Below are 22,581 nucleotides of genomic sequence, written 5' to 3' on the forward strand. Positions count from 1 at the left end.
CTCCTGCATTTATTGGTTCAAACAGTCGTTGAGACACTCAGCTTGGTTTGACGCTTTCCCCCCATCGTCAGTTTCCGAACAACATCTAGTGTCTCTTTCGGGTACACCCGAACAAAACCGGCTTCACAGGTGATCGTCTGAATTTCCCTTCGGTTCAGTGTCGGACCCAAATGGACCGCTGCTATCTCAAACTGCCGCGCAATTCGGCCCATCGTTACATAGTATTTTTCAAAAGCCTGAATACTCTCTTCAGTGATGTAGCAACGGTAGTGCTGCATGTCCGGGTTTCGCAGTTCTATCTGCTTAAGGTATCCAACTTCCCGCAATAGCCGGATTGACCTAACACTAATACTCATGCGTGCCGCCTCATCCGTAAGCGACAGATCGCCGGAGAACACGCGCTCCGATTTTTCCAAGATCTCATCGCAGTCGATCAGAAATCCAGCCAACCCATCCATGTCCGGGTCTCGCCAAACGCTGGTCAGTCGACCTTCTGCCCAATCGGCGACAAGGCGAGCCAGGGCCACCTTGCTTTGTCGGCTGTACTCCGAGAGAAGCAACCTATGACGGATGCAATGCGTAGGCCTTCAAGCCCAGTCAGCAGGGTTTGTACCCAGGATGAAGGCACATAGCGCAGAGACGTTCCAAAACGATAGGATTCCAGAACGTTATGCCGGATCAGTGCCTTAACCGAGACCGGATGGATATTCAGCTGGACTGCAGTGGATTTGATATGCTGCAAGCCAGACCAGAAGTCGAGCACGGCAGCCAGATTCTCATGGCTGACATCGTTCATGTTTGACAGGTCGCTCGCGTTTTGACCACGAAGATGGGCGAGAATACCTCGCACCCGAACCTCGCCGACCCCATGCAACTCCCGTACCCGTTCAAGCGTGATCAATTTGGGCGCTGTGATTTCAGCACTAACCATTCTTGCGCCGGCCTGCAGCGGATAGTTTTCGCGCATAAAATCCTGCACTCAGACCCTGAGGACCGCTGTAGCCGGATCCTCTATAGTAGTTATCAGTCAGGTGCCCTAATTGCAGTGCAAGTTGGGAAAGCGTCCATGTCGCACTTCAGCGCGATGTGAAGTCCGTCATCTGATCAAAAGCACTTGCTCTTCTACGCAGGAGACACCGAACGACGGGGTTTCAGAAGAAAATACAGTTTCAATCGAACGTGTTCAGAGGAACAAACTATTTCCTGGGCTTAGACTAAGCAAAATTTTGGATTTCATCCTTCAGTTCCGAAACCAATTTCAAGTATCAGCACTAGACTGTTACAGCCTGCAGCAACTCATCGCGTGTCACGTCTTCCCTGGTGCCGTTGATTATGACTTCTCCTCGTCGCAACGCGATAAATCTGTCGGCAAGTTCATAGGCAAAGTCAAAGTATTGCTCCACTAGAATGATTGCTATTCCTCTCGTGGTTCTGAGGTGTCGGATGACTTCGCCTATCTGTTGGATGATGTTGGGCTGAATACCTTCGGTCGGCTCGTCCAACAGAAGCAGGCGTGGTCGTGTTATCAATGCCCGTGCAATCGCCAGCTGTTGCTGCTGACCGCCAGAAAGGTCACCTCCGTGACGGTTTTGCATCTGTTTGAGGACCGGGAACATATCAAATATATCACCTGGAATGAAATGTTCGCTGGCAGGCAGACAGGCATACCCCGTTTCAAGATTTTCGCGAACTGTGAGCAAAGGAAATATCTCACGACCTTGTGGGACATAGGCCACACCTTTCCACGCCATTTGATGAGCAGGCAGGACGCCCAGAATTTCCCCGTCCAGTTCCAGACTGCCGCCCGATCGCGGATGCGTACCTGATATTGCTTTCATCAGGCTGGTTTTCCCGACACCATTGGTCCCCATCACGCAAGTCACTTCACCTTGTCTGGCTTCCATGGAAATCCCGTTGAGGATTTGCGAATGCCCATAATGCAAAGTCAGATCTGTTAGCTTCAGCATTGTTTAGCGCCCTAGATATACGTCGATGACGTCCTGATTAGATGTCACGTGATCAAGACTGCCTTCAGCCAAGGCGGACCCTTCATGTAGAACCGTGACTTTGCAATTCAGGCGTCGGACAAATTCCATATCGTGTTCCACCACAACAACGGCACGGGTTCTGGCGGCTTGTACTAGCAAGTCGGTGGTGTGTTCGCGCTCCTGCGGTGTCATGCCGGCGGCGGGTTCGTCCACGAGCAAAAGTCGTGGCTCCTGAGCCAGCAGCATGCCAATTTCCAGCCACTGCTTTTGACCGTGGCTCAGTTCACCAGCTTTGCGGCTTAGATTCTGATACAGGCCGATTTCGACAGCCAGATCTTCAACTTTCTGCAAATCGTCAGTGGAGGTTCGATAGAAAAGCACGTGAAGCCAGCCACGTTTGTTCTGAAGCGCCATCAGCAAGTTTTCCTGCACGGTCTGGTCTTCGAAAACCGTGGGTTTCTGAAACTTCCTTCCGATCCCAGCCTGCGCGATCTTTGCCTCGGACAGCCCCAACAAAGATACCGATTTCTCCCCCCAGATGACACGTCCTTCATCGGGCCGGGTTTTACCTGTAATGATGTCCATGAACGTGGTCTTGCCTGCCCCGTTTGGGCCGATCACGGCGCGAAGCTCGGCCTCGCCGATCTGAAACGACAAGTTGTTGATAGCTCGGAAACCATCGAAAGTGACCGAAACGCCGCTAACCTCAAGCAAAGTGCTCATTCGATGGCCTCCTTCTCGCGCAGAGCGCCGTCATCCGGTCCCAGATTTGCCCCATGCCTGTCCGGGTGGCGGCTGTCGGTCCACAAGTCGAACAATCCTCCGATGCCCTGCGGGGCGAACAGCGTAACCAACACAAAAGTTATGCCCAATAGCACCTGCCACCAGTCGACCCATTTGATCGTGTAAAATCCAAGCGGAATATCCGGGGCCTGCCCGCCCGTGAACCACGTGCTCAGAAGACTGACAAAAGCTGCACCAATTACCGCACCATACAATCGGCCTCGTCCACCGATGGCGACCCAGACGGCCAAATAGATCGAGGCGATAGGGGCCATTTCCTCGGGATTGATGATGCCTGCTTGCGGGTAATAAAGCGCGCCGGCAATGGCCGCGATACAAGCAGTCAGGGTGAAGACGGCCAGCTTGAATACCTCGACTGAATAGCCAAGGAAGCGCACCCGTGCCTCGTTATCGCGAATGCCGCGGATGACCGAGCCGAACTTGCCTGACACGATCCAGGCTGCCAGCATATAGCCCAGACCCAAGGCCAGCGCCGAGGCCCAGAGGAACCAGATCGACACCACGTCCTGCGAGGCGGTGACACCTGGCAGGTTCTGCAGGCCGGACAAGCCGTTGTTCCCACGCAGCCCGCTGTCGTTCTGAAACAGATACAGGGCCAGTGCCAACGTCATCGCCTGTGTCAGGATCGATAGGTACACACCGGTGACACGGCTCCGGAAAGCCAACCATCCGAAGACCAGCGCCAACAGACCCGGGACCAGCACAACCAGGATCAGTTGCAGGGTCAGGCTGTGGGAGAACGCCCAGATCAACGGAAACTCCGACGATCCGACAACGCCAAAGACTTGTGTTCCAATCGCGTCCACCACTTCGGACGACGTCGGTGGAATTTCGGCCTGTGCCAGCGAGTCGACCACGATCAGGCGGGTGCGTTCGTACATCAGCCACATGCCGATCATGTAGCCTCCCAGCCCGAAGAAGGCGAAGTGACCCAGTGACAGGATGCCGGTGAAGCCCCAGACCAGATCCATCGCCACTGCGATCAGGCAAAGGCACAGGGTTTTGCCCAGCGTTTTGACGAAACTGGTCGAGATTACACCGACCCCGAATCCCTCGGACAGGATGGTCACGCTCAGGGTGAACAGGGACAGGATGGCAAGAAAGACCAGCACGGATGGGTTCTTGGCGATAAAGCTGCGTTCCATGGCTCAATCCCCCGCCGCGCGACCCTTGAGGGCGATAATGCCCCGCGGCCGAAACTGGATGAAAATGATGATGAAGATGATCATGTAGGTTTGGGCCGCGAGGGTGTTCGACGGGTTCATCCACTCGATCCCCTTCTGCAAGAAGCCGATCATGCCCGCACCTGCAAGCGCGCCCCAGATGTTACCAACACCACCCACAACCACTGTCATGAAACTTTGCACGATATAGTCGCTGCCCAGATCGGACGTGACCTTGGCGAATAGGCCAATCGCGACCCCGGCGATGCCGGCAATGCCGGAGCCAAGCCCAAAGGTCAGCATATTCACTCGCCCGGGATTAATCCCCATTGACGCCGCCATGCGCGAGTTCTGCGTTACTGCACGCATCTCAAGCCCTAGCCTCGTCCGTTTAATGATGTAGAGGAAAAGTCCCAGAAAAATAAGCGCCAGAACGAAGATCGCAATGCGGATGTAGCTGATTGAAACCACGTCATTCAGCATCCACGAACCATCCAACCAATCGGGAGCAGTCAGCGGGCGCGCCTGCGTGCCAAAGATATTCTTGGCCAGCTGCTGTAGGGCAATTGAGATGCCGAACGTCGCCAGCAACGTCTCCAACGGGCGAGCGTAAAGCCAGCGGATCACCAACCGCTCCATAGCGACGCCCATCGCGAAGGTGACAGCAAAAGCCATTGGAATAGCGACCATGATCGAAAGCGTATGATCAGGGATAATCTGCTGCACCACGTAGCCGGTATAAGCACCCATCATGATGAACTCGCCATGGGCCATGTTGATCACGCCCATCACGCCGAAGGTGATGGCCAGACCGATGGCGGCGAGGAAATAGATCGACGCCAGTGAGATCGCGTCCAGCGTCAGGTCGAGTGTTTGGTTCAGGCCGACCTTCAGTTCGATCTGTTGCAGGGCTTTCTCTGCTGCTTCAGTGACCTCGGCAGATGGCTCACTGTAGGTTTCGAAGAATACATGCGTGTTAACTGCGGCGTTGACATCCGCCTTCGTGACCAAGGCTGGCACAGTCCCCGCCTCTGCCAGAGAGTTATACGCACGCGCGCGCATTGCATCTGAATTCAGCTGTGCGACGGGAGTACCACCTACACGACCACCTTCTATATTGGCCGCCAGTGCCGATCTGATATCTTCCGCCGAAACACGCGGTGCGGCCAGGTTTCCTGCAACGAGCAAGTCATATGCTTCGTCAGACGTTAAGGCGTCTGAGCCCGCTTCAAGAATAACGGCGACGTTCAGGTCCTGGGGCAATTCGGTAGCGGCTTGGCGGGCAGTGACGAGCAACGGGTTCAGAGCCGCACGAACGTCTACGCCCAGATCGCCGGACATTTCTTTGATCGCCGCCACGCGGGCTGCGGTATCTTCGTCAAAACCAATCGTCAGCAACCGTTCCAGCCGCTGCTTTTGCGCCTTCAACTCTGCTTCGGGTTCATCCCCTATCGAAGCGCGAAGTGGCTCCAAGAGTGCACTTTCGGGATCACGTTGGATGGATTGCAATGCGGCCAGACGTTTTGCGCGATCCGGATCGGTCAATTGAAACTGGACCAGAGCGGTCCCGATCATCGCGCGGATACCGCTGTTGGGCTTCAGCTGCCTAAGCTCGGATTTCTCAAATGTACCGACGACTTCTCCGGTATCGAAGTCGGTCAATTCATACGACCGCCCCTCTCCTTTCTGGCCAGAAAAGAACAGACCGTCCGACTTGCGCATCCACATGTTCTTGGCTGCCCATGTCTCAAGCATCACTTGCGCCTGAGGCAAGCCGCTTGATGCAATCGCATCAATCGCCGGTTTGATCGTCTTGCGCGAGCTTTTGGCGATGATCTCCTGATGCTCTTGCAGGATCGGTTGTAGACCGACCTCTTGAGCGTTGGCAGTCAGGCAGGCGCACAGGATTGCGAGGCCCGCAAGGAAAAGTCGTACCATGTGGTGAAACCCGAATGTCTTTATTTTAGCAAGGCGGGCAAACAAACCCGCCTTGCGTGTCGGTTAGTAGTTCGACAGGGTCTGAACGCAGGTCTTGGTCTCGGTGTTGTACATACCGCAACCCAGCTCTTTCCAATCGGAGACGAGCACAGCCGACTCCGGCAGGAAGTCGGTCCAGGCGTCACCCGGCACGACGTCGGTTTCGCTGATGATATCGAACTGACCGTCTTCCTGAATTTCACCGATCAGAACCGGTTTCGCGAGGTGATGGTTCGGCAGCATCACAGCGGTGCCTCCGGTCAGGTTCGGGAATTCCTGCCCATACATCGCGGCGCGTACAGCATCGACTTCGGTCGAACCGGCCTCGGTCGCGGCGTTTACCCACATGTTGAAGCCGATGTAATGCGCCTCCATCGGGTCATTGGTCACACGTTCATCACCCATGGTGGCTTTCCAGGTGTCCACAAATTCCGCGTTGGCCTCAGTATCCGCCGACTGGAAGTAGTTCCAAGCGGCGAGGTGACCGACGAGGTTGGTGGTGTCCAAACCGGACAGTTCTTCCTCACCGACCGAGAAGGCCACGACCGGAATGTCATCTGCCGAAACACCAGCCGCCGCCAATTCCTTGTAAAAACCAATATTGGCGTCACCATTGATGGTCGAGATCACACCGACTTTTTTACCATCCGCGCCCAGCGCGACCACGTCCGCCACGATCTTGGACCAGTCGGAATGGCCGAAAGGCGTGTAATTGACGAAGATATCTGCTTCCGCGATACCTTTTTGCTTCAGATAGCTTTCCAAGATATTGTTGGTGGTCCTGGGGTAGACATAGTCTGTGCCGAGCAGAGCGAATTTCTCGACCCCCAGTTCCTCCAGGAAATAGTCCGTGGCGGGGATGGCCTGTTGGTTCGGAGCGGCACCGGTATAAAAGACGTTTTTAGAGCTTTCTTCGCCCTCATACTGGACCGGATAGAACAGAAGACCGTTTAGTTCCTCGATCACTGGCAGAACCGACTTGCGGCTCACCGAAGTCCAATTGCCAAAGATTACATCCACCTCGTGGACGGTTAGCAGCTCACGCGCTTTTTCGGCAAACAGAGGCCAGTCAGAGGCCGGGTCGACCACGACAGCTTCAAGCTGTTTACCCAACAGACCGCCCTTGGCGTTTTGCTGGTCAATCAGCATCAGCATGGTGTCTTTCAACGTCGTTTCCGAGATCGCCATCGTACCGGAAAGCGAATGCAGCACTCCAACCTTGATCGTGTCTTCGGTCGACAAGGCGGCGGTGGCCATGACAGCAAATACTGCCGATCCGGCGAGTGTGGATTTGAGCGATTTCATGTGATCCTCCTGGCGGGGCCGGGAGAGAGGGCTTGCACAAAGGCACACTCTTCTTCTACCTGATCCCCGCAACTGTTGTTGCGTTCCGTGTGACGGTTGTGTTCGAGGTCCAATTCGCGCAGCCGTCACACACCCCCGGGTCATCTCCGCGGCGGCACCCATACGGTTTCTGCATCGCAGCAAGCTTGGCAACTTACCTTTAACCCAATTCGGAAAATCGGCGCGATCCGCCTATTTTTTCATCCAAGACCGAGGTCGCTGTCTAAAATTTAGCCGCGCGATGTCGAATTAAGCAGATTTCGACACTGTAGATTAGTGTTCCGCCCCTTCAACAGAGAAACAAGTGGCACCAATCAAAGCTCCAAAGGTGCCCTATTACACACGTTGCTGCCATATTGCCTACGCACATTGCTATTCCACCGCGCGCTGCAGGTGCCGTCAGTTTGATTACCAAGCAATTGGGTGACAGGACGGTGCTGAACAAGTTTCGCCAGTCCGGGTCTTATAAATGTCTGTTCCCCAGAACCAACACACCTGATCTTGACGCGGTTCTTCTTAACACGGCAGGCGGCGTAACCGGAGGCGACTCATTTCGACTTTCCGGTAAGGCAGCAAAAGGAACGGCGCTGACTTTGACAACACAAGCCTGCGAGCGCGCCTACAAGGCCAAGCCGCAAGAATGTGGCCAGATTACCAATCATCTGACTGTTGAGACTGAAGCCCGGCTGAACTGGTTGCCGCAAGAGACTATTCTGTTCAATGGCAGCGCTCTGGAGCGACGCCTGAAAATCGAGATGGCGCCAGATGCCGAGATGCTGATGGTAGAGCCGCTGGTCTTCGGCCGTATTGCGATGGGCGAGACGCTGACCGATATCCGTCTAAACGATCGGATCGAGATACGGTACCAAGGAAAAAAGGTGTTCCTTGACGCGATCCAGTTCTCGGGTGATTGGCACAAACATCTGTCCAAACCGCATATTGCAAACGGCGCGGGTGCGATGGCGTTGATCGTCTTCGTATCGGTGTCAGCCGAAGGTCATCTGAATGCCATTCGTCAGATGCTGCCCGATACCGCAGGTGCAACTATGATCCGCAATGACCTGTTGGTTGCTCGTGTTCTTGCCGAAAACAGCTTTGCCCTCCGTCGCACATTGATGCCTATCTTGCGACGGTTGAACAAAGACGCGCTACCTCGATGCTGGATGCTTTGACATGAACCTGACCCCTCGCGAAAAAGACAAACTGTTGGTCGCCATGGCCGCCGAAGTCGCCCGCAAACGGCTGGACCGCGGCGTCAAACTGAACCACCCCGAGGCGATCGCCCTGATCACCGATGCCGTGGTCGAAGGTGCACGCGATGGGCGTTCAGTTGCTGACATGATGCAAGTCGGGGCCGAGGTGATCACTCGAGAGCAATGCATGGAAGGTGTGCCCGAAATGATCCACGAAGTTCAGGTCGAAGCCACCTTTCCAGATGGCACCAAGCTGGTGACCGTCCACAACCCCATTCGCTGAAAAGGAAACCAATATGACACGCATGCTTTTCCCCGCCCTGATCTTCGCTGGCCCGGCAGCCGCCCATAACGGAACGCATATCCACGCGCACGGCACCGATTATGCGGCGATGGGCGTTGGGCTGGCGGTTGTTGCGCTGGCTGCTGTCGCGCTGATCACAAAGCTGAACAAATGATCCCCGGGGAGCTGTTCCCGGCTGATGGTGAAATTACCCTGAACCCCGACACTGATGCGATCACTTTGATGGTCGCCAATACCGGCGACCGCCCGGTTCAGGTCGGCTCACACTACCATTTCGCCGAAACCAACCCGGCGCTCGACTTTGACCGAACTGCCGCGCGTGGCCTGCGCCTGGACATTGCGCCAGGCACCGCTGTGCGGTTCGAACCGGGGCAGGCCCGCGAAGTTTCGCTGATCCCGATCAGTGGTGCGCGCAGGGTCTACGGCTTCAATCAAAAGGTCATGGGGGCACTCTGATGCCAGCAAAAATCAAGCGCTCAGACTACGCCGCGATGTTCGGCCCGACCGCAGGGGACAAGCTGCGGTTGGCCGACACCGATCTTGTGATTGAGGTCGAACGTGATCTGACCAGCTATGGCGAAGAGGTCAAGTTTGGTGGCGGAAAGGTAATCCGCGACGGGATGGGGCAATCTCAGACCACGCGCGCCGAAGGCGCTGTGGATACGGTCATCACCAATGCTCTGATCGTTGATCACTCGGGCATCTACAAGGCCGACGTTGGCCTGAAAGACGGGCGGATCGCCAAGATCGGCAAGGCGGGAAACCCCGATACACAACCCGGTGTCGACATCGTCATAGGACCCGGAACCGAGGCCATTGCTGGCGAGGGTCGTATCTTAACAGCAGGTGGGTTCGACAGTCATATCCACTTCATCTGCCCGCAACAGATCGAAGACGCGCTGCATTCCGGCCTGACCACCATGCTGGGCGGTGGCACCGGTCCTGCGCATGGGACATTGGCCACCACTTGCACCCCCGGTCCATGGCATATCGGGCGGATGTTGCAGGCGGCGGATGCTTTCCCGATGAATCTGGCCTTTGCGGGTAAGGGCAACGCTTCGCTACCTGCCGCGCTAGAAGAACAGGTTAAGGCCGGGGCCTGTGCGCTGAAGCTGCACGAGGATTGGGGCACCACCCCCGCTGCCATCGACTGTTGCCTGTCGGTGGCCGACGCGATGGATGTTCAGGTGATGATCCACACCGATACGCTGAACGAATCCGGCTTTGTCGAAAACACTGTGGCGGCCATGAAAGGCCGTACAATCCACGCCTTCCACACCGAGGGTGCAGGTGGTGGCCACGCCCCAGATATCATCAAGATCTGTGGCGAGAACCATGTGTTGCCGTCCTCGACCAACCCGACGCGACCCTTCACGGTGAACACAGTCGAAGAGCATCTGGACATGCTGATGGTCTGTCATCACCTCGACAAGTCCATCCCCGAGGACGTGGCCTTTGCCGAGAGCCGCATCCGGCGCGAAACCATCGCGGCCGAGGACATCCTGCATGACATGGGCGCCTTCAGCATCATCGCTTCTGACAGTCAGGCCATGGGGCGCGTAGGCGAAGTTCTGATCCGCACCTGGCAAACCGCTGACAAAATGAAAAAACAGCGCGGACGTCTACCCGAAGAAACCGGTGAGAACGACAACTTTCGCGTCCGCCGCTATATTGCCAAATACACGATCAACCCTGCTATTGCCCATGGGCTCAGCCACGAGATCGGGAGCATCGAGGAAGGCAAACGCGCTGACCTCGTCCTTTGGAACCCGGCCTTTTTCGGCGTGAAGCCCGAGATGGTTCTTCTAGGCGGCACCATAGCCTGCGCGCAAATGGGCGATCCCAACGCGTCGATCCCTACACCGCAGCCGGTTTATAGTCGCCCAATGTTTGGCGCTTACGGACGGTCAGTGGAAAACTCGGCGATCACATTTGTCTCGCAGGCGGCCCATGCGGATGGGATCGGTGATACACTGGGATTGGCAAAGCAAACCGTCGCCGTCCAAAACACACGAGAAATTGGCAAGCAGGATCTTCTGTTGAACAACGCGACACCGCATGTCGAGGTCGACCCGGAAACCTACGAGGTGCGTGCGGATGGTGAATTGCTGACTTGCCAACCCGCCGAAACGCTGCCGATGGCGCAACGATATTTTTTATTCTGATCAAAAAATGTGCTGCGTTGCGGCGCGTGCAAGGCAGCAATGACCAAATACGCACTTCTAAGTGAGGCCAATATGACAGATATAAAAACCCATGGGAGGACCAACGTTTACGAGGGTCCAAATGGCACACTCAGCAACACATACAAACACGCGCTTTTCGCTGGCCGGTTTAATCGTATCCATCGGGTCGTCAATTTACTCGGCCCTGATCAGCGTAGCCGAAGCTCAATCTCGCGTCCGACAAGTCGAATTCCTGCAATCGCTCAGCGACGAAGAGCTGAAAAACCGCGGTCTGACGCGCGAACGGATCGTGCACCGAGTGTTCTCGGACTCAATCTGGCTCTGACTATTCCCGCTGCAGAGGAGGTGATGGTATGACCGCCCTGCTCTGCACTGCGCGCCAGTATTCGGATCACACGCATGGCGATCCGGCAGACTGTCTCTCGTTGACCTACGACGACCGTTTTTTGCGGCGTAAGGTTCTTACCTGCGAAAGCGGTGAACAGATTCTCATCGATCTCGCGCAAACGACCTCACTGAACCACGGTGGCGCGTTGGTTTTGGACGACGGTCGCGAAGTGGAAATACAGGCAGCACCGGAAGTGTTGCTGGAGGTAAAAGCACCGGACCTGACACGTATCGCCTGGCATATCGGCAATCGGCACACGCCTTGTCAGATCGAAAAGACCCGCCTGTTGATCCAAGTCGATCACGTCATCCGTGATATGCTTCTTAAAATCGGAGCAAAGGTGCGAGAGGTGAATGAACCATTCAACCCCGAAGGCGGGGCCTATGGCCACGGCAGGACCCATGGCCACACCCACTGACGCCGACATCCTGACGCTGACACAATGGTTGTCCCCTGCCTATCCTGTAGGGGGGTTTGCCTACTCTCACGGGCTTGAAGCTGCGATTGACAGGGGAACTGTCGCGAATTCTCGGGATACTGAAGCCTGGATTTCAGATGTGCTTGAACATGGCTCTGGGTGGAATGATGCTGTGTTCGTTGTGGCGGCCTTCAACGCGCATGACAAAGAAGAACTGATCAACGTCGATATCGCGGCGCGCGCCTTTTGTGCGACATCCGAAAGGCTCATGGAAACCGAGTTGCTGGGACAGGCCTTCGGAAACGTCACTAAAGGTGTCTGGGAATTGGACCTTGGGCAATTCACCTACCCCGTCTCGATTGGACGGGCTGCAAGACTTCAAAACCTTCCCTTGCAGCTGACGACCAAGATGTTTCTGCAAGCATTCGCAAGCAACCTTGTCGCCTGTGCGACGCGCCTTGTACCACTGGGACAGACCGATGCGCAGCGGTTGATCCGCCAGCTGACACCGTTGTGCGCCCAGATTGCTGAAAGGGCAAAAAAGGCGAGCCTGGATGAGTTAAGCTCTACCGCGTTCTTGGGGGACATTGCGGCCATGAAGCACGAAACACAATATTCGAGGATTTTCCGCACATGACCAGTATGAACGGCCCGCTTCGCGTAGGTATTGGAGGCCCAGTAGGAGCCGGAAAAACCACTTTGACCGCCGCCTTGTCTGAAGCGCTGCGCGATGTCTGTTCGGTGGGAGTTATTACTAACGACATATATACGCAGGAAGATGCCGAAGCGCTGATGCGCATGCAGGTCCTGCCGCGGGACAGGATCATCGGCGTCGAAACTGGCGGTTGCCCGCATACAGCAATTCGCGAAGACGCCTCGATCAATTTGGCCGCCGTCGCCGAGATGCAGACACGTCATCCGGATCTCGATATTGTTTTGATTGAAAGCGGAGGCGACAATCTATCAGCCACATTCAGCCCGGAACTGGCGGATCTGACCATCTACGTGATCGATGTCGCTGCAGGCGAAGAAATACCCAGGAAAGGCGGGCCGGCGATTACGAAATCAGACATCCTTGTAATCAACAAGACCGACCTTGCACCGCATGTTGGCGCTTCGCTGCAGGTTATGGAACGTGATGCGAAAATGATGCGTAAAGGAAGGCCCTTCTTGTTTTCGTCACTTCGTCACAGAAGCGGGGTCGACGCAATTGTGGATCTGCTTGTGAAAGGCGGAGGTTTAAGAATTTCGGAAGCGAATTAGTCCCAGAGACGAAGAAGCCAAGGCATCGATGCCCAAAGCCGTATGGAGAAGCCGAACACACGAACGTCATTTTCGCATTTGTCTGGATTTAATATTTTGGTTTTGATTACTGGCTGACTGAAAAAGAAATTCACCACCATATTATAGACAAAATTCATAAGCAAAACGCTTTCCTTGACCCGCTTGTTGCGTATACCAGCTATCAGTAACCAGCCCATCAAATGGCAAGTATTCGCAACCATAGTATGACTGGCAGCGCCATAGCAAACCAAACGTCGCTGAAACGGTGTTGTGCGAAGCGATCTAAGGTTGAGTGATGGCCGTTCTGTTAAACGAGAATTCTGGCATTGTCGCACCGCTGGATCACCACAATCGTCACACAAATCCTACTTTCCTAATAAAATACGCCGACGATACATGCCACCACCGCATCTCGCTTCACAGGGTTATGATTTCCGGTGCCATGAACGTATTGGGCAGGAATGTAGACAGGAACGGAATATAGGTAACGATGATCAGTACGGCGAACAGCATGGCCGGGAACGGAAGGGCTGCTTTGACTACGCTCATCATCGGCATTCCGGCAACGCCCGAGGTAAAAAAGAGATTCAACCCGATCGGAGGCGTGATTATCCCGATCTCCATTTTGACCAGCATGATGACGCCCAGATGGATTGGATCGATACCCAGCTCGATCGCAATCGGGAACACCAGTGGTGCCTCGATGACCAAGAGGCCCGAGGGTTCCATGAGCTGACCACCGTTCAACAGGATTAAGTTGACGAGACCCAAGTAGTCATCAGAGTAGCCTGAGCATCTAATATCCGCTGGGAACCAGCGCTACGTCTGCTTGAGAGCGAAAAGCTGATCGTTGATTATTCAGGCCGACCGAGAAAACTCAAAAAATCATCACAACCACCTTATGTTTTTCGTATACGCCTCAAGGGCATTCTAAAAGGGCTAGAAAACTCTTGGTTCGGCCAATGGCGGCCGTTCATCTTGCCAGATAGTGCTGCGGTGCAGCTCCACCGAAACCGCCATTCGCTGCGCGAGCGAGATCAAAGCGCTTCCCATGGTCGGTTGTGCGGATAAATCTGCCACTCACAGTAGCTTTTGTGAATTGGAAACAAACTCTAAATACATTCGTACATTCGAGTCTGACAGGTGGCAGACTTTACGACGAAGAGATCCCCCTAGCAACGAAGATGCGAGAAGGGTTGCTTCAAGTTTTTTTGCGCAACAATATAACGGCTCTGGAACATCGAGGCTTGATCGGAAGTATACAGGATATTGAAGCCTGCGCGCTCAATTTTCCTATCAAGCATCGACATAGACACGAAATTCACAAACGGGGCTTTCCCAAAAAACTGCATGATAGGTATCGCGACACGACTGATCATCGCATACTTGAACCCACCATTCTCAGGCGCGCACACCGTTTTGGATATGAAAACACCACCGGATTTTGTCAATTTGGCAATATGCTCTAGCGCTTGATCCAAATCAGGCAGGAGATGAAGCAGGTTATGCGCCAGAACCGCATCGTAACCACCTTCAACAGGATCGTGCTCGAGAACTTCGGCCACCTTGAAAGTGACATTCTCCAATCCTTCTTTAGCACGCTTCTCGTTGGCAATCTCGATCATGCCCGGAGCGAGATCCGAGGCTGTGATATGGTTGACATGCGGTGCAAGCAACAGCGCGGTTGAACCCGTCCCGCAACCGATTTCCAGTACACTGTCTTCTGCTTTTAGGTGCGACTTCGTACGTTCGAGTGTGTTCAGATACCCTTCCATGTTCCGGATTGGGTCCGCCGCATACTTTCGCGAGATTCTGCTCCAGAACGCGGCATCTTTGGACAAAGCAGCCATTTTATTACTCTCTTTCAAGTTTGTTGTCGCATCCCATACATCCATACGCACATTTATTAAATTGCCATAATTCGTAGAAGTGTTATGCATAAATGCATGAACTGGAATGCCATCAATTTCGACTGGAATCAGGTACGGACCTTTCTTGCGACAGCTGAGGAAGGCTCGTTTTCCGCAGCGGCGCGCGTTCTCGAGCAAACTCAACCTACTGTCGGTCGTCAGGTTGCGGCGCTGGAATTGGCGCTTGGGATCACCCTGTTCGAAAGAGTTGGTAAATCGCTTAGTTTAACGACCGCTGGCGCCGAGCTTTTGTTGCATGTCAGAGAAATGGCGGATGTCGCGCACAGGATCTCCCTTACTGCTACAAGCCAGTCGCAAACTGTCGAAGGGCAAGTCAGGATCACCGCGTCAGATGTGATGTCTGCCTATCAGCTGCCGCCTATACTGAAAAAGATCCGACTTGCAGCACCGCGTCTTGAGATCGACGTCGTAGCTGCCAATGACTTACGAGACATACAGAGACGTGAGGCTGATATCGCCATCCGACATGTACGCCCGACGCAACCAGATCTGACCGCAAAGCTTGTCGCCGAGGCGACGGCACATTTTTATGCAGCACCTGCGTACCTTGATCAGTTGGGAAGGCCGAAAAATGAAAACGAGCTCGCGAAGTTGGATTTCGTGGGGTTTGGCGACATTGACACGATGATCGGCTTTCTCGATCCGGCGGGCATTAAGGTCACTCGAAAGAGTTTCCGGATTGGCTCGCAAAGCGGAATTGTATCCTGGGAGCTGGTGCGCCAAGGGTTTGGCATCAGTGTAATGTCGGATGACGTGGCTGCCTTGACACCAGGTGTGGAGCGCGTGCTACCCGACCGAGAGCCGTTTAAGTTCCCGATTTGGCTGGCGACGCACTCGGAATTACATACTGCGCGAAGGATCAGGTTGGTGTTTGATCAACTTGCAGATCAACTGAGCACAGGGGCCATTAGGTAGTCCGGGAGTTCACCCTATGTCACAGGTCCAACCAACGCTTCACTTGCTTTGTGGTAAAGTCGCCTCAGGAAAATCAGGTCTGGCGGCGAGACTTGCGAATAGCGGCGGGGCGGTGCTCATTTCAGAAGATGAATGGCTTAGCGTCCTATTCGGCGACCAGATGAACTCCCTGCAGGATTATGTAAATTGCGCTTTGAAATTGCGGCCGGTCATGGAGCGGCACATCGCATCGTTGCTGATGGCCGGGGTTTCTGTCATTCTCGACTTTCCGGCGAACACAATTGAAAACAGAGCCTGGATGCGCAAGCTGCTGGAAGAAACTGCTGCGACGCACCAGCTTCACTTTTTGGACTTGCCGGATGAGGTTTGTCTGCGCCGGCTGCACAAGCGCAACAGTGAAGGTGCGCATGCCTTTGCAGCAACGGAAGATCAATATTGGCGTTTGGCGAGGTATTTCGAGGCACCATCACCCGAAGAAGGTTTTAATGTCATAACTCACAATCGGTAGCGCCAGCCATTCAGTATTTCGCGGAGTCACTCAGATATTTTGGCCACCCACTCTGTATCGGTGAATGGCCAAATGCACTCAAGCAGCTTTCACTGTGTCTCAAATCCGAAGTTTACGCGACGACATGAGGTGCATGCCAGCTTTCGTTAGCCGCCCTTTGCTCGCGGCCCACAAACACATCAGTCCAAGTACCATCTCTATCCCAAGAGCAGAAAGGATGCTGTCCGATGGTCGTCCATCAAGCATAATGCTGACCACGCGCCCCGCGGCAAAGGCGAAGAACACAGTGGCTCCAAGCCAAGCTGATGTCTGGGCCATCTTTTGGTATAGCGCTCCCGACAGAATGATCAAGCCAAGTGCAGCCAGATTGGCAGCAGGTGCGCGCAATTCGCTCATCAAGTTCGGTTGCGGCGAAATATCAATGCCGTAGCTGGAGTAAAAGGCCAGTGGGGCCAGCGTGATGATCAGCCCCAGGGTGGCTGCAACAAGACCCGCCAACCCCAGGACAAGCCTGCGTTTTACGTCAAACGTCATGATTGTGTTCCTTTGTCGTCAGACCGACTCATGCAGCTTGTGCCCAAGCGCCAGACTTTGCGGCTTCATCAGCAAAATCAGAGAAATCGCGCGGAGCTCTCCCCAAGGCACGTTGAACACCGTCCGCAGTGTTCGCATTGCGACCATCAAGCGTTTCCCTCGCTATGTCAGTAATCACGTCAGCAATCATCTCTCCGCTCGCGTTGATGATTTCCGCATGGAAGTCTTCAAACGAAATCGGCACATATTGCACGGTTCTGCCCATTGCGCGCGAAAGTTCGGCAGCCATTTCGGCAAATGTCATGAGACGCGGCCCTGTAACTTCATACAGCTCGCCAGTGTGTCCTTCCTCGGTCAAGGCGGCGACGGCAACGTCGGCAATGTCGTCCACGTCGATAATCGGTTCACGCACGTCACCTGCGGGCATGGGCAACACACCGGCCATTACCGGCTCCAGCAATGCACCTTCAGAGTAGTTTTGCGCAAACCACGCCGCACGGACGATCGTAAAGGGCACACCGGAGTTCCGAACAACCCCTTCGGCACGTTCGGCATGAAATTCTCCGCGACCTGTTAACAGCACAAGTCGCTGCAGTCCTTTTTCTCGAGCCAATGCCGAAAAGGCCGCAACTTGCTCGACCGCGCCCGGAAAGGCGATGTCAGGAAAATAGGAAATATAGGCGGCAGAAACACCGTCCAGGATTGCGGGCCATGTCTGCGGTTTTTCCCAATCAAATGGGGTTTTGCTATTCCGCGATCCACGCCGAACTGCATGGCCCCTGTCTTCAAGGCGCGTCACGATACGTGATCCGGTTTTACCTGTTGCGCCAAGTACGAGAATGGTTTGCTGTGTCATCGGTCATCTCCTTAAAATCAGTCAATGACCCCAAAATAGGTAAGCACGAAGGACGAAAAAGTCTGCATTGTCCTGACTTTTTATCCATTCATCCAAATACTGTGGACAATTGGGGAGATATCGAACAGTCTGGTGCAGTGAGCCAGATCAACCCCCATATTCCCGACCCCCATGCAATGGCGCAGCCAATCGGTGATCCGCTTGGGGAAATTCTTCATCTTCTGAAACTGACGGGTACATTCTATTGCCAGTCGCGCATGTCTGCGCCTTGGGGCGTTTCTATACCGGGTTTCCCCGAAATACTGAGCTTTGCGGTCATTACGCACGGGCGTTGCTTTATGAGGGTCGGAGAAGATGTGCCGTTTGAAGTCGAGAAAGGCGACTTGGTTCTGATGACAAATGGCGCGCCAGTTGGGTTCTCCAGCTCAAAAGACACCCCACTTTTGAAACTGGAAGAACTGCCCATACGCAAGGTGACGGAGCTCTACGAAACGCTAGAGCACGGCGGTGGTGGAGCCGAGACCGGCATCATGTACGGGCTCGTCAGGATAGATCACGCGGCCAGCGGCATGTTGATGGCCTTGCTTCCCGACGTGCTCAAAATCGATCCGTGGGAAGAGGATGCAGGGAGCTGGCTACAAGCAACTTTGCAATTCATTGCAAGAGAGGCGCGTGAATTACGACCGGGCGGCGAAACAGTGATTACACGCTTGGCCGATGTGGTTGTCATCGAGGCTATTCGCCGATGGTTGAACAGTGCGCCCGACGCCAATCGAGGTTGGCTGAAAGCCGCCAGAGACCAACAGATTGGCCGCACCATTGTTTCCATTCATCGCGCACCTGCAGCAAACTGGACAGTCGAGTCTCTTGCACAGGTTGCAGGTATGTCCAGATCGGCATTTTCCGCACGGTTTACCGAGCTCGTCGGTGTGCCGGCAATACAATACCTCGCAACTTGGCGAATGCATCTGGCGCGGGAACGATTAATTGCTACCGATCAACCAATCTCGCAAATCGTGGCTGAGATAGGGTACCTATCTGAACCTTCTTTTAACAAAGCATTCAAACGGGTTTTTAACATGCCTCCAGGGAAAGTCCGCAGACTACAATACCAGGTGCAAGGCGGCAATTAGACGAAGACAGAAACGTGTTGTAGCAAGGTTGGTAGCTTTGTGCTTAAGGAGATCAGCTTCAGGCTCGAAGCCGACCTGCGGCAATTTATCTCGCGTACCATATAGTGATGTAACTCCTGCACTCCGCCGTCTTTTGACATTCTTCTTTCAATGGTGCGCTTTGCTCACGCAAAGGAAAAGAGATTGAGTTCACTTTTTTGCGCGCCATGAAACAAGTACATATGGAAAGGGCACCGTCAAAACAGGCAAGGCAAGCAAACCCGGCCTATAGAATGGTTCGGTTTAAAAGCGGCAAACATCGCAATTGCGGTCTATTCCAAAGGGGTTAAACCCACCTGCGATCAGAAGTCTGTATGTCCCCTACGGCAAGCTCGTGAACTACGTCGGTGGGCGCAGCAACGGCTGCACAACCTGGTCGCAATCCGCTTCAAAAGAGATTTTGGAGCTTGTCGAAGGAAACCCGACCACGCTCTATATCTACCCGGAATCAAAAGACATTAACGCGGTTGCCAAAGCGGTGGAGCAAGGAAAATCGCTTTCGCGCGCGGGCGTCTACTGGAACGCAGCATGTCTGAAGGCGATTGACGCACCCAAGTTTTGGCCGAAAAGAACTTTGCAACCGATCATCAATCAATGGCGGGCGGCCCTGCCCAAGCAGCCGCCGCTAGAACTGCCAATTTGCCAGTAGCGGTAGGTGCACTTTTTTAGGTGCACTTTTTTAGGTGCACTTTTTTTGCTTAGAAAACACCTGCGGGACCTTCTTGTTTCGTAGTTTGGCCTTTGGTGTCTGGACAAGAGTTGGGGAGGAAACATGTCTCGCAGCATTATGGAGGGCAAGGCCGAGAGATTTGACGTTGACGCCGTAGCGCTCGTGGAAAGGGATGATAGCCAACAGTTCCCTTAACCGAAAATACACTCGCCTTGCTCGTCAATCACCTGTTTCGCCTTGGTGATGCTAAAGCTCTCGGCCTGATCCCGGCTTTCGAAGACATCCGCCCGGATCAGCGCATAGGTCTTACGATCTCCGTTGATGATTTTTTCGATACGGGCCGACAGGCGATACTTTCCGCCCTCGGCAATCAAAACGGGGAAGATGTCGAACCCTTTGTACGAGACCGGTTGCAGCTCCGACTTTTCACCGCCACCAAAGAGTTTTGAGAAGATTGACATTACGCGGTTCCTTTCTACTTGGGAAATTTGACCCCTATGAGTTTCGACTACATCCCAGAAAGCCCAGCATTAGTGTTCAATAGAAACTGGCGGAAAATCGGGCTGCTTGCCGCCCCAATCCCGCGGGCGTTTTCCCCAACAGCCGCAGCTTCTACAACCGGAGGAATCAAACCGCGTTTATCTTGGTTGACTAGGTAACGACGAACCCGTGAGACCAACTCCTCCCGTATTTCAGATGGGAATGCGCCGTCGATAAAAATTGCCTCAAAGTCGATGACCGCGCAAATAGACAGCGCAGCTTTGGCCAGTTCCTGCGCGGTGGTACCGATCCATGGTTCGACATAGCGCGAAATGCTGCTCCAGTCCTGCGGCTTTTTCCACAAAATTCCCGGATCAACACCCGCTTCTATCAACCTGTCCTCGAGCAGGAACAGCGATGCAGTGTCAATCAGTTGCTGGCTTTCACCCAAAGGACCCGTCGTTCGCATGGCACCCAAGGCACCGGCATTGCCTTGGTTGCCCTCAAATACGGTGCCATTCAATGCAACGCCTCCGCCAATCATTGAGCCTATGAAGAAATAAAAATAGTCTCGATACTCAGCCCCACGGCCATAGAGGTGCTCCGCGTGACACGCGGCAGTAGCATCATTGACCACAAAGACCGGCAGTTCGCTGAACTTGGCCACCTCGGAAAAGAAGTTCACGTTTCTCCAGGACCTGAATTTCTGAGCCGCAAGCCCAGAAAGGTCGTGCCACTTCCACAGCTCGAACGGTGTTCCGATTCCAATCCCGCATACACGGTCCCGAAGTTTCTGGGGTTCATTGGCCAGAAGCTCTTCCAATCCTACCTCCAGAAACCCGAACACTGCTTCGGGTAGCGGGTAGTCATAAGTCGTCGAGAGCTGTTGGCGTGGCTTACCGGTGAAGTCGATCAAAAGAAGATCGGCGCTGCGGCGACCGATCTTCATTCCCACCGACAGAATGCCTTCGGGATTGAGCTCCATGGGGATCGAAGGTTTCCCAACTTTGCCCTTCAACGGCGTCCCACGTTTGAGAATCTCGTCCTTTTCGAGCTTACGCAGAATGATCGACACGGTCTGGGGTGACAGGCCCGTCAGCCGCGCGACGTCCGCCCCGGCAGCAGGTCCATGCCGTTGTAAAACCGTCAGAATGAGGCGTTCGTTATGATCACGAACACCGCTTTGGCTTACCCCGCCGGTTAGTATTTTCAACGCCTCTCTTTCCATAACCTTAAACATAAACACCTTGTTTTCTTATGAAAAGATACGTGGGCAAATTAATAAATAAACTTTATTTATTTATTGACACAGAGGCTAGAATCACGGTTTCTTGAACGGGACCTTCATTGGAGGATGGAGGCCCGCCTTGTCGCTATTCCGCGCGGGGCCACAACAATTTTCTGGGAGGACAACATGAGAAATCTACTCAAGCTCGCCGCATCCGCGACTGCGCTGACTTTGGCCGCTGCATCCGCGCAAGCGGCTGGTGAAACCGTCTGCCTGATTACCAAGACCGACACCAACCCCTTTTTCGTTAAGATGAAGGAAGGCGCAACCGCCAAGGCAGAAGAGCTGGGCATGACGCTCAAGGCGTTTGCCGGCAAGGTTGATGGCGACCATGAAACTCAGGTTCAGGCCATTGAAACCTGCATTCTCGATGGCGCAAAAGGCATTCTGCTGACAGCATCCGACACCAGCTCAATCGTTCCTGCGGTCAAACAGGCGCGGGATGCGGGGGTTTTGGTCATTGCGCTGGATACTCCGCTGAGCCCGATTGACTCAGCGGACGCGACATTTGCGACGGACAACTACAAGGCCGGCCTTCTGATCGGTCAATGGGCCAAGGCCAAAATGGGCGACGCCGCAGCCGATGCCAAGATCGCGACGCTGGATCTGAACGTCAGTCAGCCGACAGTAGACGTTCTGCGCAATCAGGGTTTCCTCGACGGGTTCGGCGTGGACCTGGCGGACCCGAATGTCATCGGTGACGAAACCGATGCGCGTCTGGTTGGCAGTGACGTGACCGACGGCAATGAAGAAGGCGGGCGCCGCGCGATGGAAAACCTTTTGGCCAAGGATTCATCCATCAACGTTGTTCACACGATCAACGAACCGGCTGCTGCGGGCGCATATGAGGCGCTGAAATCCATCGGGCGTGAGAACGACGTACTGATCGTTTCGGTCGACGGGGGGTGCCCCGGCGTCCAAAACGTCGAAGCCGGTGTGATCGGGGCGACAAGCCAGCAGTACCCGCTGTTGATGGCCTCGCTTGGTGTTGAGGCCGTGAAAAAATGGGCCGAAGAGGGCGTGAAGCCCGAAAACACACCCGGCAAAGACTTCTATGACACGGGTGTGGCGCTCATCACCGACCAGCCGGTTGATGGGGTCGAGTCGCTGTCTGTCGCAGAAGGCCTGGATCTCTGCTGGGGCTAAAGCCAGCCCTACAAGATGAGGCGCGCCGCAGC

26 protein-coding genes and 1 pseudogene are annotated in these 22,581 nt (G+C 54.4%); 14 read left to right on the plus strand and 13 right to left on the minus strand.

Annotated elements, in window-relative coordinates; translation table 11 throughout:
* Positions 1 to 17 precede the first annotated feature (17 nt).
* The 7 genes from ACR0MJ_RS14855 to urtA form a co-directional block, all read right to left on the minus strand.
* Positions 18 to 458: a hypothetical protein gene (locus ACR0MJ_RS14855; RefSeq protein ID WP_480761523.1), complete on the minus strand. Its 441-nt coding sequence runs from the start codon at positions 456 to 458 to the stop codon at positions 18 to 20.
* 23 nt (positions 459 to 481) lie between these two features.
* Complete coding sequence (locus ACR0MJ_RS14860) at positions 482 to 967, minus strand: hypothetical protein (RefSeq protein WP_480761525.1); 486 nt, start codon at positions 965 to 967, stop codon at positions 482 to 484.
* 304 nt (positions 968 to 1,271) lie between these two features.
* Positions 1,272 to 1,967 carry an urea ABC transporter ATP-binding subunit UrtE gene (urtE, locus tag ACR0MJ_RS14865; RefSeq protein ID WP_480761527.1) on the minus strand — a complete coding sequence of 232 codons (696 nt, stop codon included), beginning with the start codon at positions 1,965 to 1,967 and terminating at the stop codon, positions 1,272 to 1,274.
* A gap of 3 nt (positions 1,968 to 1,970) precedes the next feature.
* Positions 1,971 to 2,711 (minus strand): urea ABC transporter ATP-binding protein UrtD, encoded by a 741-nt coding sequence (gene urtD / locus ACR0MJ_RS14870; protein ID WP_170392779.1) that lies wholly within the window; start codon positions 2,709 to 2,711, stop codon positions 1,971 to 1,973.
* Complete coding sequence (gene urtC, locus ACR0MJ_RS14875) at positions 2,708 to 3,937, minus strand: urea ABC transporter permease subunit UrtC (protein ID WP_480761528.1); 1,230 nt, start codon at positions 3,935 to 3,937, stop codon at positions 2,708 to 2,710. The genes urtD and urtC overlap by 4 nt, the downstream gene beginning before the upstream one ends.
* A 3-nt stretch (positions 3,938 to 3,940) precedes the next feature.
* Entirely contained in the window at positions 3,941 to 5,893 is a 1,953-nt protein-coding gene (urtB, locus tag ACR0MJ_RS14880) for an urea ABC transporter permease subunit UrtB (RefSeq protein ID WP_480761530.1), read from the minus strand.
* A gap of 63 nt (positions 5,894 to 5,956) precedes the next feature.
* Positions 5,957 to 7,237, minus strand: coding sequence for an urea ABC transporter substrate-binding protein (urtA, locus tag ACR0MJ_RS14885; protein WP_170392782.1), 1,281 nt, complete (start codon positions 7,235 to 7,237; stop codon positions 5,957 to 5,959).
* A gap of 443 nt (positions 7,238 to 7,680) precedes the next feature.
* On the opposite strand from urtA, the gene ACR0MJ_RS14890 reads away from it, so the two are divergent.
* The 9 genes from ACR0MJ_RS14890 to ureG all read left to right on the plus strand — a co-directional run bounded on the left by ACR0MJ_RS14890 (position 7,681) and on the right by ureG (position 13,028).
* On the plus strand, positions 7,681 to 8,448 hold the full coding sequence (locus tag ACR0MJ_RS14890) for an urease accessory protein UreD (RefSeq protein WP_480761532.1): 768 nt from the start codon (positions 7,681 to 7,683) through the stop codon (positions 8,446 to 8,448).
* Position 8,449: 1 nt separating this feature from the next.
* Entirely contained in the window at positions 8,450 to 8,752 is a 303-nt protein-coding gene (locus ACR0MJ_RS14895) for an urease subunit gamma (RefSeq protein ID WP_223117016.1), read from the plus strand.
* Positions 8,753 to 8,765: 13 nt separating this feature from the next.
* Positions 8,766 to 8,927, plus strand: coding sequence for a peptidase M23 (locus ACR0MJ_RS14900; RefSeq protein ID WP_170392785.1), 162 nt, complete (start codon positions 8,766 to 8,768; stop codon positions 8,925 to 8,927).
* Positions 8,924 to 9,229 (plus strand): urease subunit beta, encoded by a 306-nt coding sequence (locus tag ACR0MJ_RS14905; RefSeq protein ID WP_170402578.1) that lies wholly within the window; start codon positions 8,924 to 8,926, stop codon positions 9,227 to 9,229. The genes ACR0MJ_RS14900 and ACR0MJ_RS14905 overlap by 4 nt, the downstream gene beginning before the upstream one ends.
* A complete protein-coding gene (gene ureC / locus ACR0MJ_RS14910) occupies positions 9,229 to 10,938 on the plus strand; it encodes an urease subunit alpha (RefSeq protein ID WP_170636297.1) in 1,710 nt (569 codons plus the stop codon). The genes ACR0MJ_RS14905 and ureC overlap by 1 nt, the downstream gene beginning before the upstream one ends.
* 121 nt (positions 10,939 to 11,059) lie before the next feature.
* Positions 11,060 to 11,284, plus strand: coding sequence for a DUF1127 domain-containing protein (locus tag ACR0MJ_RS14915; protein WP_170392788.1), 225 nt, complete (start codon positions 11,060 to 11,062; stop codon positions 11,282 to 11,284).
* A 28-nt stretch (positions 11,285 to 11,312) separates the two neighbouring features.
* Positions 11,313 to 11,765, plus strand: a complete 453-nt coding sequence (locus ACR0MJ_RS14920) for an urease accessory protein UreE (protein WP_170392789.1) — start codon at positions 11,313 to 11,315, stop codon at positions 11,763 to 11,765.
* Complete coding sequence (locus tag ACR0MJ_RS14925; RefSeq protein WP_480761533.1) at positions 11,749 to 12,402, plus strand: urease accessory protein UreF; 654 nt, start codon at positions 11,749 to 11,751, stop codon at positions 12,400 to 12,402. Before ACR0MJ_RS14920 ends, ACR0MJ_RS14925 begins: the two co-directional genes overlap by 17 nt.
* Positions 12,399 to 13,028 carry an urease accessory protein UreG gene (gene ureG, locus ACR0MJ_RS14930; RefSeq protein WP_170392791.1) on the plus strand — a complete coding sequence of 210 codons (630 nt, stop codon included), beginning with the start codon at positions 12,399 to 12,401 and terminating at the stop codon, positions 13,026 to 13,028. Before ACR0MJ_RS14925 ends, ureG begins: the two co-directional genes overlap by 4 nt.
* Before the next feature lie 438 nt (positions 13,029 to 13,466).
* Here the strand turns inward: ureG and ACR0MJ_RS14935 are convergent.
* Positions 13,467 to 13,823: pseudogene (locus ACR0MJ_RS14935) on the minus strand (TRAP transporter large permease subunit); the annotation flags it as partial.
* A gap of 398 nt (positions 13,824 to 14,221) precedes the next feature.
* Complete coding sequence (locus ACR0MJ_RS14940) at positions 14,222 to 14,899, minus strand: class I SAM-dependent methyltransferase (RefSeq protein ID WP_170402590.1); 678 nt, start codon at positions 14,897 to 14,899, stop codon at positions 14,222 to 14,224.
* Between the two features lie 96 nt (positions 14,900 to 14,995).
* Between ACR0MJ_RS14940 and ACR0MJ_RS14945 the strand changes: the two genes are divergently transcribed.
* A complete protein-coding gene (locus ACR0MJ_RS14945) occupies positions 14,996 to 15,895 on the plus strand; it encodes a LysR family transcriptional regulator (RefSeq protein WP_223117795.1) in 900 nt (299 codons plus the stop codon).
* A gap of 16 nt (positions 15,896 to 15,911) precedes the next feature.
* Positions 15,912 to 16,403, plus strand: coding sequence for a P-loop nucleotide/nucleoside kinase family protein (locus ACR0MJ_RS14950; RefSeq protein WP_480761534.1), 492 nt, complete (start codon positions 15,912 to 15,914; stop codon positions 16,401 to 16,403).
* A gap of 99 nt (positions 16,404 to 16,502) precedes the next feature.
* Here the strand turns inward: ACR0MJ_RS14950 and ACR0MJ_RS14955 are convergent, their stop codons facing one another.
* Both ACR0MJ_RS14955 and ACR0MJ_RS14960 read right to left on the minus strand, forming a co-directional pair.
* Positions 16,503 to 16,937, minus strand: coding sequence for a DUF4345 domain-containing protein (locus ACR0MJ_RS14955; protein ID WP_480761535.1), 435 nt, complete (start codon positions 16,935 to 16,937; stop codon positions 16,503 to 16,505).
* Positions 16,938 to 16,965: 28 nt separating this feature from the next.
* Positions 16,966 to 17,793 (minus strand): NmrA family NAD(P)-binding protein, encoded by an 828-nt coding sequence (locus tag ACR0MJ_RS14960; RefSeq protein ID WP_480585591.1) that lies wholly within the window; start codon positions 17,791 to 17,793, stop codon positions 16,966 to 16,968.
* Here ACR0MJ_RS14960 and ACR0MJ_RS14965 point away from each other — a divergent pair.
* The gene (locus tag ACR0MJ_RS14965) at positions 17,787 to 18,926 is read left to right on the plus strand and encodes an AraC family transcriptional regulator (protein WP_480761538.1); all 1,140 of its coding nucleotides are present in this window, start codon (positions 17,787 to 17,789) and stop codon (positions 18,924 to 18,926) included. The genes ACR0MJ_RS14960 and ACR0MJ_RS14965 overlap by 7 nt on opposite strands.
* A gap of 304 nt (positions 18,927 to 19,230) precedes the next feature.
* Positions 19,231 to 19,614, plus strand: coding sequence for a hypothetical protein (locus ACR0MJ_RS14970; protein WP_480761539.1), 384 nt, complete (start codon positions 19,231 to 19,233; stop codon positions 19,612 to 19,614).
* Positions 19,615 to 19,826: 212 nt separating this feature from the next.
* On the opposite strand, the gene ACR0MJ_RS14975 is transcribed toward ACR0MJ_RS14970, so the two are convergent.
* Positions 19,827 to 20,096 carry an HlyU family transcriptional regulator gene (locus ACR0MJ_RS14975; protein ID WP_170402606.1) on the minus strand — a complete coding sequence of 90 codons (270 nt, stop codon included), beginning with the start codon at positions 20,094 to 20,096 and terminating at the stop codon, positions 19,827 to 19,829.
* A 47-nt stretch (positions 20,097 to 20,143) separates the two neighbouring features.
* Entirely contained in the window at positions 20,144 to 21,343 is a 1,200-nt protein-coding gene (locus tag ACR0MJ_RS14980) for an ROK family transcriptional regulator (RefSeq protein WP_170402926.1), read from the minus strand.
* 186 nt (positions 21,344 to 21,529) lie between these two features.
* Here ACR0MJ_RS14980 and ACR0MJ_RS14985 point away from each other — a divergent pair, with 186 nt between their 5' ends.
* On the plus strand, positions 21,530 to 22,549 hold the full coding sequence (locus tag ACR0MJ_RS14985; protein WP_170392952.1) for a sugar ABC transporter substrate-binding protein: 1,020 nt from the start codon (positions 21,530 to 21,532) through the stop codon (positions 22,547 to 22,549).
* Positions 22,550 to 22,581 lie beyond the last annotated feature (32 nt).

Source organism: Ruegeria sp. C6 (assembly GCF_056537625.1).